The organism is Pseudarthrobacter lactosi, assembly GCF_055412785.1.
The window spans coordinates 516,979-530,082 of sequence record NZ_JBVAYS010000001.1 but is presented as its reverse complement, the minus strand read 5'-3'; the positions used below and the strand labels follow the sequence as shown (position 1 = coordinate 530,082).

The window sequence follows — 13,104 nt, the reverse complement described above, 5'->3', positions numbered from 1 at the left end:
CGCCAGTACTACATCGCGTAGAATGCTGGGGTGCGATCCCCCGAATCCCCGGTTCTGTCCATCAGCGGGTTAATTAAGGATGTTGGTCCGCTGGCCAGCCTCGACGGAAAAATGCTCCGGGTGGTCAACGGCGTATCCCTTATGGCCGAACGCGGTCAGGTCACAGCCCTCCTGGGCGCCAATGGAGCCGGAAAAACCACCACCATCGAATGCGCGCAGGGCCTGCAGAAGCGCAGCGGCGGCAGCATCTCGCTGCTCGGCCAGGATCCGGGCCGAGCAGGCGCCGAGTTGCGGTCCCGCGTAGGCGTGATGCTTCAGGATGGCGGCCTCCCGCCGTCGGCCCGTCCCATCCCGCTCCTCCGGCACATCGCCGGAATGTACGCGAAGCCCCGCTCCGTTGAGGAACTGGTGGAACGGCTCGGTATTGACACCTTTGCCAGGACCACCGTCCGCAGGCTCTCCGGTGGGCAGAAACAACGCTTGGCACTTGCCGCGGCCCTGATCGGAAATCCGGAAGTCCTGTTCCTGGACGAGCCCAGCGCCGGCTTGGATCCCCAGTCGCGGCAGTTGGTCTTCGAGCTGATCTCGGAACTGCGGGCCACTGGGATAGGCATCATTCTGACAACGCACTTAATGGACGACGCCCAGCGGTTGGCGGACTACGTGTACATCATCGACGCCGGCAGGAACGTCGCAGAGGGAACAGTTGCCCAACTGCTGCAGCGGGACCCGGCCGTGGAGTCCGGCGCGGACCATGTCCGCACCCTGGTGTTCGAAGCGCCCCCTGGGCTGGATTTCAGCGGCGTGCTGCCGGCTGCCATCGCCGTCTCTGAAACACGGGCCGGAAGCTATACGGCCTCGGGTGCACTGACTCCCCACGATCTCGCGTCGCTGACCGCCTGGTGGGCCGCCCACGACGTTATGCCCGGTTCCATGAGCCTCGCGGCACGAAGCCTGGAAGATGTCTTCCTCGACATCTCGGGAAAGGACATCCGATGACGGCTCCCGCATCCACTGCCACTCAAGGAGCACCGGCCACGCTGCTGCGCCGCATACTGCTGCAGGGCAAGTATGAATCACTGGCCATGCTCAGGAACGGCGAGCAGCTGATCCTCGCCGTGGTCCTGCCGCTGCTTGCGCTGGTAGGGCTCACTGTTACTCCTTTCCTGGACGGCTTTGGAGCCAGCCGCATCAATGTGGCGGTCCCCGGCATCCTGGCCTTGTGCGCAATGTCCACGGCCTTTACCGGGCAGGGCATCGCCACCGGTTTCGACCGCCGGTACGGGGTTCTCCGGTTCCTGTCCACCACACCCCTGGGCCGCGAAGGCCTCATCGCGGGTAAAGTGCTGGCGGTCCTGGCTGTGCTCTGCCTTCAGGTTGCAGTGGTGGCAGTGGTGGCACTTCCGTTGGGCTGGCAGCCGCCTCCCTCCGGCTGGCTCCCCGGGCTGTCGCTGCTGGCCCTGGGCGCCGTGGCGTTCACCGCATTGGGGCTGCTGGTGGCCGGCACCGTGCGGCCCGAAGCCACCCTCGCCATCACCAACCTGCTCTGGATCCTGCTGGGCGCCCTGGGCGGGATCGTGATCCCTGCGGAACGGCTGCCCGCACTGGCGCAGGAAGTGGTCCACTACCTGCCCTCCGGCGCACTCGGCGAGGCCATGCGCGAAGCTTTCCTGCACGGCTCGCTGAACGTCGGCGCCGCGCTTATCCTGCTGCTCTGGACGGTTCTTGCCGGTGCAGCAGCCATCCGTTGGTTCAAGTGGAATTGAGATATCCGTGAGTACGGCTTCACGCCTCCCCCAGATCGCCGGCCGCCTCATCGCGAGGCTGCCCCGCACCGTGGACGCCAGCGTCCGCCGCCTCGCGGTGGCGTCCCTGGTTGGCCAGACACTACTGGTGGTTACCGGCGGCGCGGTGCGGCTGACCGCGTCCGGCCTCGGCTGCCCCACCTGGCCGCGCTGCACGGACACCTCTTTGGTGAACACGGCCGAAATGGGGATCCACGGCTTCATTGAGTTCGGCAACCGGCTCCTGACGTTCGCGCTGGCAGCGGTTGCGCTGGCCATGCTGGTGTACTTGTGGAACCTTCGCAAGGAACGCCGGGACCTCTTCCTGCTGGCGCTTGGCCTGCTGGCCAGCATTCCGGCACAGGCGGTGATCGGTGGCATCACGGTGCTGACCAACCTCAATCCGTGGGTGGTGGGCCTGCACTTCCTCGTGTCCATGGCCTTGGTAGTGATTGCCACGCTGCTCGTCAACCGGGCCTACGGCAGGACTGGCCGCCACGCCGGCATCCAGCTCCCCGCATTGCCGGGCGTCATGCGTCCGGTGGCAGCCGCCGTCGCGCTTTTCTCCGCTCTTGCCGTGATGCTTGGTGTTGTGGTGACCGGCTCCGGCCCCCACGCCGGTGACGCCGACGCTCCCCGCAACGGCCTCGACTGGGACCTGTTTTCCCACATCCACGCAGTTCCGGCCTACGTGATCACGGCCGGAACACTGTTCGCACTGGTGCTGGTGATTGTCCGCCGTATCCAGGGCCCGTTCCGCACCGCCGTCCTTCTGCTCCTGGCTGTAACCCTGCTGCAGGCAGTCATCGGCTTCACCCAGTACTACAACGGCATCCCCGCGTTGCTGGTGGGCGCACACATGCTCGGCGCGGCACTGCTGATGAGTGCGGCAACAAACACCGCCGACCTCGCCCGCTCAAGCCCGGTCACGTAGCTGCCACTGTTTTGGCCCCGACAGAGTGCCACGGTTCCCAACGAACCGTGGCACTCCGCATTAAAGGACGCTCTCTCACATAATGCAGGGAATCGGCAGACGCTCTCTCACTGCTGCGGTGTTTCGTATCTTCCGTACTTCCTGGAGACAAAGAAGCGACCCTCCTTCACGGTGGTGAGAGAGGGTCGCTTGGAAAGCTCCAGGTACTGATAGAGGGTCGGTAAAAAACCCACCTTAAGTGAGAGAGCGTCCGGGGTGGTGGGGAGTGCTAGCCGATGATGGCTGATCCGACGAACGGATCCACGGCCAATGCGATGAAGAGCAGCGTCAGGTAGCTGATGGAGCCGTGGAAGACCTTCATGGCCCGCTTGTCCGAGATGTCCTCGCGCTGCGCCCGGTTGTACAGGGCGTGCGACTCGTACAGGAACCAGGCACCCGCCAGGACTGCGGTGGCCGTATAGACCCAGCCCGCGCCACCGGCAGGGACCAACAGCAGCGAGCAGGCCACCATCGCCCAGGCATAGAGGACCACCTGGACGGAAACCACCTTGGCGCCGGCGATAGCCCCCAGCATGGGGACATTGGCGTTGCGGTAGTCCTCGCCGTAGCGCATGGAAAGCGGCCAGTAATGCGGCGGCGTCCAGAGGAAGATGACCATAAACAGGATGACGGCCGGCCACTCGACGGTGTTGGTCACGGCGGCCCAGGCAATAAGCACCGGGAAGCAGCCCGCAGCGCCCCCCCACACAATATTCTGTGCGGTGCGGCGCTTGAGGATGATGGTGTAGATGACCACATAGAAGAAGATCGCGCCCAGCCCGAGCCACGCGGCCAGCGGGTTGGCCCCAAACCAGAGGATGACAATTGCGGCCGCGCCGAGCAGCCAGGAGAACACCAGTGCCTCGCGGGGCGTCACCTCGCCGGTGACGAGGGGACGGTTCTCGGTCCGGTGCATCAGTTTGTCGATGTCGCGGTCCAGGTAGCAGTTGAAGGCACCGGCGCTGCCGGCAGCAAACGCGCCGCCTACCAAGGTGGCCAGGATCAGCCCGATCGGCGGGAAGCCGCGCTCGGCGTAGATCATGGTGGGCAGGGTGCTGACCAGCAGCAACTCAATGACACGCGGCTTGGTGAGGGCGAAATACGCCTTGGCCTTACGGGCGAACCCGGCTCCCCCTCTGGTGCGGGAAGCATTAAGGGGCGTATCTGTTGTGCTCACGGTGGCAGTCACCCGTTCTGGTTGGCAGTTCTGTCTGGCGGTGCAGCTGTGTTATGCGGCCGTTCGCCGGGCAGCCCGCCAATGGTCATCAGAAGAAGGTCCCGGCAACGCCTGGAGTCTGCCGCCGCCCATACAAGGGCTCGGCTACCGGCGTCGGCCTCCAAATATCATACCGTGCGCATTTGTAACAGATGCCCCGCTATTAGGCCCTGATGATTGCGCGCAGGGTGATTCGAGCAGATTAACTCAACCTCACGAAATGACGATTCACATAAGGCGAAATTGCGTCCAAAAGGTGAGATTTGCGCTGACCGGAGAGTGGAATGGAGCTAAGCTGTCACCAGATCAGCACGCGGCAGAAAAGCGTTGGAAAACGCGTTCCCACAGCCCTGCTGAATGATAGATCAACGTTTCGATGGTGAACGGCTGGTACACACCGCAGCGGGCACCACAGCGTGCCCCGGAACGGATCCCGTGTACCGCCCACCATCAGCACAGAGAGGGGCCCGGTTTTCGTGCCACATTTGGAAGAGCAAGAACTGTCATGGACCAGCTTGGACCAGCGCGCGGTGGACACCATCCGCGTACTGGCTGCAGATGCCGTGGAGAAGGTCGGTAACGGCCACCCAGGCACGGCCATGAGCCTGGCGCCCGCCGCATACCTTCTCTTCCAGAAGCTCATGCGCCACGACCCCCGCAACCCCGACTGGCTGGGACGCGACCGGTTCGTCCTGTCCCCCGGCCACACGTCGCTGACCCTGTACATCCAGTTGTTCCTGTCCGGCTACGGCCTGGAACTGAAGGACCTTGAGGCGCTGCGTACCTGGGATTCCCTGACACCGGGCCACCCTGAATACAAGCACACGGCCGGTGTCGAAATCACCACGGGCCCGCTGGGCCAGGGCCTGGCCTCTTCGGTAGGGTTCGCCTATTCACAGCGGCGGATGCGCGGCCTGTTCGACGCCGACGCCGACGAGGGAACGTCTCCGTTCGACCACACCATCTGGGTCATTGCCTCCGACGGCGACCTCCAGGAAGGCGTCACGTCCGAGGCTTCCTCGCTGGCCGGGCACCAGGAACTGGGCAACCTTGTAGTTGTCTACGATGAGAACCACATCTCCATCGAGGACGACACCGACATCTCCTTCACCGAGGATGTCCTCAAGCGCTACGAGGCCTACGGCTGGCACACCCAGCGCGTCGACTGGACCAAGACCGGCGAATACAAGGAGGACGTGCAGGAGCTGTACTCGGCCCTGCTCGCCGCGAAGGCCGAGACGTCCAAGCCCTCCATCATCTCGCTGCGAACCATCATCGGCTACCCGGCGCCCAAGAAGCAGAACACGGGCAAGATCCACGGTTCCGCGCTGGGTGCCGAAGAGGTCGCAGGCCTCAAGGAGGTCCTGGGCTTCGACCCCGCCAAGTCCTTCGACGTTGACCAGGAAGTCCTGGCCCACGCCCGCTCGGTCGTTGACCGCGGTGCCGCTGCCAAGAAGGAATGGGAAGAGTCCTTCAACGCCTGGCAGGCCGCCAACCCCGAAGGCGCCGCACTCCTGCAGCGCATCGAGGCCCGCGAACTGCCCGACGGCCTGGACGCCGCCCTCCCGGTCTTCCCGGCCGGCAAGGACGTCTCCACCCGCGCGGCTTCCGGCAAGGTCCTGAACGCTATTGGTCCGGTCATGCCGGAACTCTGGGGCGGTTCGGCCGACCTCGCGGAGTCCAACAACACCACGATCGAAGGCTCGCCGTCGTTTGTGCCTGCTTCCAAGCAGACCGATACCTGGTCCGGCAACCCTTACGGCCGGGTCCTGCACTTCGGTATCCGTGAGCACGCCGCGGCATCGATCGTGAACGGTATCGCCCTGCACGGCCGGACCCGCGCGTTCTCCGGCACGTTCCTGATCTTCAGCGACTACCAGCGGCCCGCCATCCGCCTCGGCGCCCTGATGGGTGTTCCGTCCCTGTATGTCTGGACGCACGACTCCATCGGGCTCGGCGAGGACGGCCCCACCCACCAGCCGGTGGAACAGCTCGCCACCCTGCGCGCCATCGTGGGCCTTGACGTGGTCCGCCCCGGCGATGCCAACGAGGTTGCCGTGGCCTGGAAGACCATGCTGGAGAACCACGAAAACCCGGCCGGCATTGTGCTGACCCGCCAGAACATCCCCACCTACGCGCGTGGTGAAAGCGAAGCCGACGGCGACACGTTCGGTTCCGTTTCCGGTGTGGCCAAGGGCGGCTACGTTCTGGCTGAAGCTTCCAAGGACGGCGCCACCGTACCCGCCGACGTAATCCTGATCGGCACCGGCTCCGAGGTGCAGCTGGCCGTCCAGGCCCGCGAAGCGCTCCAGGCCGACGGCATCGCTGCCCGAGTTGTCTCCATGCCCTGCGTTGAGTGGTTCAACAAGCAGGACGCCGCTTACCGCGAGTCCGTGCTCCCCGCTGCCGTCAAGGCCCGCGTCTCCGTCGAGGCCGGACTGTCCCTGGGCTGGAGGGAATTCGTCGGCGACGCCGGCCGTTCCATCTCGCTCGAGCACTATGGCGCTTCCGCCGACTACAAGCGCCTTTTCCAGGAGTTCGGCATCACCGCGGAGGCTGTCGCCGCCGCTGCCAAGGACTCCCTCGCTGGCCTGCAGGCCTGAAACAGATTTTAGGAGATATCACCATGACTACCCCTACACAGCAGCTCTCCGACGCCGGAGTATCCATCTGGCTCGATGACCTTTCCCGCAGCCGCCTTGAAACAGGCACACTGCAGAAGCTGATCGAAGAGAAGAACGTTGTTGGTGTGACCACCAACCCGTCCATCTTCCACGCCGCCATCACGGCCGGCACGGACTACGACGCCACCATCGCGGCCCAGGCAGCAGCCGGCGCCAGCGTCGAAGAGACCATATTCGAAATCACCACCACCGACGTCGCCGACGCCTGCGACCTCTTCGCACCGGTTGCCGCCGCCACCAACGGCGTCGACGGCCGCGTGTCCATTGAAGTTGACCCGCGCCTCGCCTGGGACACGGCCGGCACCATCGCCGAAGCCAAGCACCTGTACAAGAAGGTCAACAAGGACAACGTCCACATCAAGATCCCGGCAACCCTTGAAGGCCTCGAAGCGATCACCGCTACGCTGGCCGAGGGCATCAGCGTCAACGTGACCCTGATCTTCTCGCTCGAGCGCTACCGGGCCGTCATCAACGCTTTCCAGTCCGGCTTGGAGCAGGCCAAGGACAACGGCCACGACCTGTCCAAGATCCACTCGGTCGCGTCGTTCTTCGTCTCCCGCGTTGACTCCGAAATCGACAAGCGCCTCGACGCCATCGGCACCGATGAAGCCAAGGCCCTCAAGGGCAAGGCAGGCGTGGCCAACGCACGCCTGGCCTACCAGGTCTACGAGGAGCTCTTCGCCACCGAGCGCTGGGCACTGCTGGCCGAAGCCGGCGCGCTCCCCCAGCGTCCGCTGTGGGCCTCCACCGGTGTCAAGGACCCGGCTTACCCCGACACCCTGTACGTCACCGAGCTGGCCGCCCCCGGCGTCGTGAACACCATGCCGGAGAAGACCCTGGACGCCACGTTCGACCACGGCGTGGTCACCGGTGACACCGTCTCCGGCACGTACGCGGAGGCCAACGCCACCCTTGACGCTTTGGACGCGCTGGGCATCTCCTACAACGAGGTTGTCGCACTCCTCGAATCCGAAGGCCTGGACAAGTTCGTGGCCAGCTGGAAGGAACTCCTGGGCGACGTCGAAGGTGCCCTTGTCGCCGCACGGAAGGCTTCCTAACCCACTATGAGCACTCTCAGCTACGACGCCACCGGTGCCGCGCAGCAGGCACTCGAGCAGCACCTGCCCGCCCTCGTGGCGGACCGCATCGCCACCCGGATCTTCGCCAAGGACCATACCCTGTGGGGTCCCGACGCCGAAGCCGAGTCCGCCGTCCGCCTCGGTTGGGTTGAGGCGGCCACCGTCTCACAGGCCCTCGTGGCCGGCATCCTCGAGCTCCGAGATGCCCTCAAGGCTGACGGCGTGACCCGGATCGTGCTTTGCGGCATGGGCGGATCATCGCTGGCCCCCGAGGTCATCGCCGGCACCGCTGGCGTCGAGCTGACAGTGCTGGACAGCACCGACCCCGACCAGGTCCGGGCTGCCCTCGCCGACCGGCTGGCCGAAACCGCGATTGTGGTTTCGTCCAAGTCCGGTTCAACCCTGGAAACCGACTCCCAGCGCCGGATCTTTGAGCACGCCTTCACCGAAGCCGGCATCGATGCGAAGAGCCGGATCATCATCGTCACCGATCCCGGTTCCCCGCTGGACAAGGCCTCGCGCGAGGCCGGCTACCGCGCTGTCTTCAACGCCGATCCGAACGTGGGCGGCCGCTACTCAGCCCTCACCGCATTCGGGCTGGTCCCCTCGGGCCTGGCCGGTGTGGACATCCAAGCCTTCCTGGATGAGGCCGAGGAAGCCGCCGAGATCCTGAACGAGGACGCCCCCGAGAACATCGGGCTGGCCCTTGGAACGGCGCTGGGCGGCACCAACCCGCTGCGCAACAAGATTGTCATCGCCGAGGACGGCTCCGGCATCGTGGGCTTTGCCGACTGGGCCGAACAGCTCATCGCCGAATCCACCGGCAAGCTCGGCACCGGCGTGCTGCCGGTCGTGGCCGGACCCACGTCCCCGGAGGCCACGTCCGGCGCCGCCGACGTCTTGGTGGTGCGGCTGGTAGCGGCTGATGCCGACGTCGAACTCGGTGAGAACGAGGTGGCCATTGCGGGCGGCCTGGCCACCCAGATGATGGTGTGGGAGTTCGCCACCGCGGTGGCCGGGCGCCTGCTCGGCATCAACCCGTATGACCAGCCGGACGTGGAGGCAGCCAAGGTTGCCGCCCGCGGCCTGCTGGACGCCCAGCCCGAACCGACTCCGGCCGCCTTCGTAGACGGCGTCATTGAAGTCCGCGGCGGGGACTGGCTGGGCGACGCAGCGACTGCAGAGGATGCAGTCAATGCACTGCTCGGAACCCTCGCCGAGGACAGCTACCTTAGTGTCCAGGCCTACTTTGACCGGCTGGCTTTCGCGGAGCTCGAAGGCATCCGCGACCCGCTTGCCGGCGTCAGCGGCCGTCCCGTCACGTTCGGCTGGGGCCCGCGGTTCCTGCACTCCACCGGTCAGTTCCACAAGGGCGGACCCGCCATTGGAGTTTTTCTTCAGGTCACGGCCGCTCCTGCCGAAGACCTGGCCATCCCGGACCGTCCATTCACGTTCGGGGAACTGATTTCCGCCCAGGCCGCGGGCGACGCCCAGGTCCTGGCCGGCCATGGCCGCCCCGTCCTGCGACTGCACCTGACCGACCGCGCCGCCGGCGTTGCACAGCTGCAGGAGATCATTGCAGCAGTTGCAGCCCGGTCAGCTTCCGTCACCGAAAACTAAGGCTCAACAGCAAACATGCCAGAAACTGAAAACGGCAGGAATTCCGCGACGCGCTCGGGACGGCCAGGGCGTAACCCGCTTCGGGATCCGCGTGACCGTCGCCTGAACCGTATTGCCGGTCCGTCCTCGTTGGTCCTCTTCGGGGTGACCGGGGATCTTGCCCGTAAGAAGCTCATGCCGGCCGTGTATGACCTCGCGAACCGGGGGCTGTTGCCGCCGAGTTTCGCGTTGGTGGGCTTCGGCCGCCGTCCTTGGTCGGATGCGGAATTCGCTGCCGAGGTGAAGTCGTCGGTGAAAGCGTCTGCGCGGACGCCGTTTGATGAGGCGGTGTGGAACCAGCTCGCTGAGGGTATCCGTTTTGTCCAGGGCGAGTTCGACGACGATGACGCCTTCGAGCGGCTCGGCGACACGGTCGCTGAACTCGATGAGGTCCGCGGAACGCGGGGTAACCACGCGTTCTACCTCTCAATCCCGCCGAAGGCGTTCGAGCAGGTCTGCCGGCAACTCTCCAAGCACGGCCTCGCGCAGGCTGACGGGGATAAGTGGCGGCGGGTAGTGATTGAGAAGCCGTTCGGGCATGACCTGGAGTCCGCCCGGCAGCTGAACGACATTGTGGAGTCGGTGTTCCCGCCGGACGCGGTGTTCCGGATCGACCATTACCTGGGTAAGGAAACGGTCCAGAACATCCTGGCGTTGCGGTTCGCGAACCAGCTGTTCGAGCCGCTCTGGAACGCGAACTATGTGGACCACGTCCAGATCACGATGGCCGAGGACATCGGCACCGGTGGCCGCGCCGGGTATTACGACGGTGTGGGCGCTGCGCGCGACGTCATCCAGAACCACCTCCTCCAGCTGCTGGCCCTGACCGCGATGGAGGAACCCATTTCCTTCAACGCCGATGACCTGCGGGCGGAGAAGGAAAAGGTCCTCGCCGCGGTCAAGCTCCCGGAGGATCTGTCCACCCATTCGGCGCGCGGGCAGTTCGCTGGCGGCTGGCAGGGTGGGGAGCAGGTCCAGGGCTACCTGGAGGAAGAGGGTATCCCGGCTGATTCGAAGACCGAGACGTTCGCGGCGATCCGGGTGGACATCCATACCCGCCGGTGGGCCGGTGTGCCGTTCTACCTGCGGGCGGGCAAGCGCCTGGGTAGGCGGGTGACGGAGATCGCGGTGGTGTTCAAACGCGCCCCGAACCTGCTGTTCCGTGATCATGGTGAGGATGACTTCGGCCAGAACGCCGTGGTGATCCGTGTCCAGCCCGATGAGGGTGCGACGATCCGGTTCGGGTCCAAGGTCCCGGGCACCCAGATGGAAGTCCGCGACGTGACCATGGACTTCGGCTATGGGCACTCCTTCACCGAGTCCAGCCCCGAAGCGTATGAGCGGCTGATCCTCGATGTGCTCCTGGGCGAGCCGCCGCTGTTCCCGCGGCACGCGGAAGTGGAGCTGTCCTGGAAGATCCTTGACCCCTTTGAAGATTACTGGGCCGGGTTGGCTGAGCAGCCAGAGCCTTACGCCCCGGGGTCCTGGGGCCCTGCCAGTGCGGATGAGCTGCTGGCCCGCGACGGACGAACCTGGAGAAGGCCATGATTGTAGATTTGCCGGACACCACCACCTCGAAGATCTCCAAGAAGATCATGTCCCTGCGTGAGCAGGGCGGTGTGATCGCTTTGGGCCGGGTCCTGACCCTGGTGGTCGTGACCCGCTCCGGGCTCGAGGAAGAAGCGATCGAGGCCGCGAACGAGGCCAGCCGCGAGCACCCCTGCCGGATCATCGTCCTCGCGGACGCCGGGGCCAAGGCTCCAAACCGGCTGGACGCGCAGATCCGGGTGGGCGGTGACGCCGGCGCCTCGGAGGTCATCGTGCTCCGCGGTTACGGCGAACTCGCGCACGAAAGCGAATCCCTGGTTGCGGCCCTGCTCCTCCCGGACGCCCCGATCGTGGCCTGGTGGCCGCACGGGGCACCGGAGAACGCCTGCGAAACTTCCGTGGGCCGGATCGCGCACCGAAGGATCACGGACTCCGCGAACGAAACTGACCCGCAGGCTGCGCTGGAGAACATCCGGGCCACCTATAAGGCCGGTGACACCGACCTCGCCTGGACCCGGCTCACCAACTGGCGGATCCAGCTCGCGGCAGTCCTGGACCAGGTGGACTCCTCACCCGTTACCGCCGTCGCCGTCGAAGGAGCCTCCGACTCCCCCTCCACCATCCTCCTAGCGGCCTGGCTGACCCTGGCCCTGGACGCGCCAGTGACCATCGTCGCGGACCCCGCCGGCACCGGCATCCGCCGCGTAAGGCTCACCCGCCACAGCGGCGACGTGCAGCTCTTCCGGCCCGGACTCTCCGTCGCGGAACTCACCCAGCCCGGCCAGCCCGCCCAACGCATCTCCCTGCCGCGGCGCAGCCTCAAGGACTGCCTCGCCGAAGAGCTGCGCCGCCTCGACCCCGACGAAGTGTTCGGCGAAGTGATTACTATTGGACTGCCACGTACCAATCTAAGGAGCGTCCGACCCAGTGAGCGTTGAGCCAAGAGTTAGCATCCATCCAGATTCCTCCGTCCTGATGGCCGCCATCGCGGCCCGCCTGATCACCAAGCTGGTGGATGTGCAGGATAAGCACGGTGAGGCCACGGTGGTGCTGACCGGCGGGACAGTAGGCATCGGAACGCTGAAGGCGGTTGCGGATTCTCCCGCAGCGCCCGCCGTCGACTGGTCCAGGGTGAATTTTTGGTGGGGTGACGAGCGCTTTGTCGGTGCAGACGATCCCGACCGGAACACCAAGCAGGCGTTTGATGCACTCCTCTCGGGCATTCCGGTTGATCCCGCAAGGATCAACCAGCCGGCCTCCTCGGATGACTTCGACACGCCTGAGGAAGCCGCCGAAGACTACGCTCGCAGGCTCCGGGAAGCAGCCCAGGCCGAACACGCTGCCGACATGTCCGACGACCGCCCGGACCAGCCGGGGGCACTGCCGCGGCTGGATGTTGTGCTGCTGGGCGTAGGCCCGGACGCCCATGTCGCCTCGCTTTTCCCCGAACAGGGCGGAATCCGGGAGAAGGAACTGACGGTAGTAGGCGTCAGGAATTCGCCCAAACCGCCGCCCCAGCGGATCTCACTCACGCTTCCCGCCATTAACACTGCGGCCGAGGTCTGGATAGTTGTTGCCGGCGAGGACAAGGCCGGCGCGGTTGGCCTGGCCCTGGCGGGCGCCAACCCGGTCCAGGTTCCGGCGGCAGGCCCGCGCGGAACGTCCCGCACCCTGTGGCTTATCGATGAAAACGCGGCGTCACGTGTCCCGCAGCAGCTCGTCCGGAAGGACGCCACCGGCGCGTAGTTTTTCCAGCGCTCCGGCCAGGACAGCTTCGGCGTCCTGGTCGGAGCGCCGTTCTTTAACGTATTCAAGATGGCTCTTGAAGCCTTCGTCCAGCGAGTCGGGCAGGATGGCGTCCTTGCCATCCCGAGATGCCGGCGCACCGCAACGCCGGCAGTCCCACACTGAGGGAATCTGCTCGTCCGGTAACCGCAGGAAGACAAGCCGAGTCTCATGCCCCTTGGCGCACCAAAAGGAAACCCGCATCCGGGGAACCCTCTCGCTGGGGGCAGCTTCTGACTGGTTCTTGGGACCGGCCCCCTCTGTCACACCCACCCGGGTGCCACGGAACGCTGACGCACTATGTACCATCGGGTCTCCTGGCTGCTTAAACGACGCTGTTTAAACGAAACTGTGGCTGTTGGAAGCCAACAGCCAC

At 65.4% G+C, this 13,104-nt stretch carries 11 protein-coding genes; 9 read left to right on the top strand and 2 right to left on the bottom strand.

The features are described 5' to 3' along the window. Positions 1-30 precede the first annotated feature (30 nt). The 3 genes from ACZY0Q_RS02380 to ACZY0Q_RS02370 are packed head-to-tail and all read left to right on the top strand — an operon-like array spanning position 31 to position 2,718. A complete protein-coding gene (locus ACZY0Q_RS02380) occupies positions 31-999 on the top strand; it encodes an ABC transporter ATP-binding protein (RefSeq protein ID WP_463914236.1) in 969 nt (322 codons plus the stop codon). After that, entirely contained in the window at positions 996-1,766 is a 771-nt protein-coding gene (locus ACZY0Q_RS02375; protein ID WP_463914234.1) for an ABC transporter permease, read from the top strand. Before ACZY0Q_RS02380 ends, ACZY0Q_RS02375 begins: the two co-directional genes overlap by 4 nt. A gap of 7 nt (positions 1,767-1,773) precedes the next feature. Continuing rightward, on the top strand, positions 1,774-2,718 hold the full coding sequence (locus ACZY0Q_RS02370; protein ID WP_463914232.1) for a COX15/CtaA family protein: 945 nt from the start codon (positions 1,774-1,776) through the stop codon (positions 2,716-2,718). A 268-nt stretch (positions 2,719-2,986) separates the two neighbouring features. Here ACZY0Q_RS02370 and ACZY0Q_RS02365 read toward each other — a convergent pair whose 3' ends face one another. Then, on the bottom strand, positions 2,987-3,946 hold the full coding sequence (locus tag ACZY0Q_RS02365) for a heme o synthase (RefSeq protein WP_463914231.1): 960 nt from the start codon (positions 3,944-3,946) through the stop codon (positions 2,987-2,989). 512 nt (positions 3,947-4,458) lie between these two features. Here ACZY0Q_RS02365 and tkt point away from each other — a divergent pair. The 6 genes from tkt to pgl are packed head-to-tail and all read left to right on the top strand — an operon-like array spanning position 4,459 to position 12,689. Beyond that, a complete protein-coding gene (gene tkt, locus ACZY0Q_RS02360; protein WP_463916221.1) occupies positions 4,459-6,576 on the top strand; it encodes a transketolase in 2,118 nt (705 codons plus the stop codon). A 23-nt stretch (positions 6,577-6,599) separates the two neighbouring features. After that, positions 6,600-7,715: a transaldolase gene (tal, locus tag ACZY0Q_RS02355; RefSeq protein ID WP_463914230.1), complete on the top strand. Its 1,116-nt coding sequence runs from the start codon at positions 6,600-6,602 to the stop codon at positions 7,713-7,715. 6 nt (positions 7,716-7,721) lie between these two features. After that, the gene (locus ACZY0Q_RS02350; protein WP_463914229.1) at positions 7,722-9,356 is read left to right on the top strand and encodes a glucose-6-phosphate isomerase; all 1,635 of its coding nucleotides are present in this window, start codon (positions 7,722-7,724) and stop codon (positions 9,354-9,356) included. Positions 9,357-9,371: 15 nt separating this feature from the next. Further along, the gene (gene zwf / locus ACZY0Q_RS02345) at positions 9,372-10,943 is read left to right on the top strand and encodes a glucose-6-phosphate dehydrogenase (protein ID WP_463914226.1); all 1,572 of its coding nucleotides are present in this window, start codon (positions 9,372-9,374) and stop codon (positions 10,941-10,943) included. Further along, positions 10,940-11,881: a glucose-6-phosphate dehydrogenase assembly protein OpcA gene (locus ACZY0Q_RS02340; RefSeq protein WP_463914224.1), complete on the top strand. Its 942-nt coding sequence runs from the start codon at positions 10,940-10,942 to the stop codon at positions 11,879-11,881. The genes zwf and ACZY0Q_RS02340 overlap by 4 nt, the downstream gene beginning before the upstream one ends. Further along, positions 11,871-12,689 (top strand): 6-phosphogluconolactonase, encoded by an 819-nt coding sequence (pgl, locus tag ACZY0Q_RS02335; RefSeq protein WP_463914222.1) that lies wholly within the window; start codon positions 11,871-11,873, stop codon positions 12,687-12,689. Before ACZY0Q_RS02340 ends, pgl begins: the two co-directional genes overlap by 11 nt. Here pgl and ACZY0Q_RS02330 read toward each other — a convergent pair. After that, a complete protein-coding gene (locus tag ACZY0Q_RS02330; protein ID WP_463914220.1) occupies positions 12,642-13,037 on the bottom strand; it encodes an RNA polymerase-binding protein RbpA in 396 nt (131 codons plus the stop codon). The genes pgl and ACZY0Q_RS02330 overlap by 48 nt on opposite strands. Positions 13,038-13,104 lie beyond the last annotated feature (67 nt).

Excerpts from the sequence above, each read along its gene's own strand:
- ACZY0Q_RS02375 (WP_463914234.1), top strand. The coding sequence starts at position 996 with ATGACGGCTCCCGCATCCACTGCCACTCAAGGAGCACCGGCCACGCTG.
- tal (WP_463914230.1), top strand. The coding sequence starts at position 6,600 with ATGACTACCCCTACACAGCAGCTCTCCGACGCCGGAGTATCCATCTGG.
- ACZY0Q_RS02350 (WP_463914229.1), top strand. The coding sequence starts at position 7,722 with ATGAGCACTCTCAGCTACGACGCCACCGGTGCCGCGCAGCAGGCACTC.
- zwf (WP_463914226.1), top strand. The coding sequence starts at position 9,372 with ATGCCAGAAACTGAAAACGGCAGGAATTCCGCGACGCGCTCGGGACGG.
- ACZY0Q_RS02340 (WP_463914224.1), top strand. The coding sequence starts at position 10,940 with ATGATTGTAGATTTGCCGGACACCACCACCTCGAAGATCTCCAAGAAG.
- ACZY0Q_RS02330 (WP_463914220.1), bottom strand. The coding sequence starts at position 13,037 with ATGGTACATAGTGCGTCAGCGTTCCGTGGCACCCGGGTGGGTGTGACA.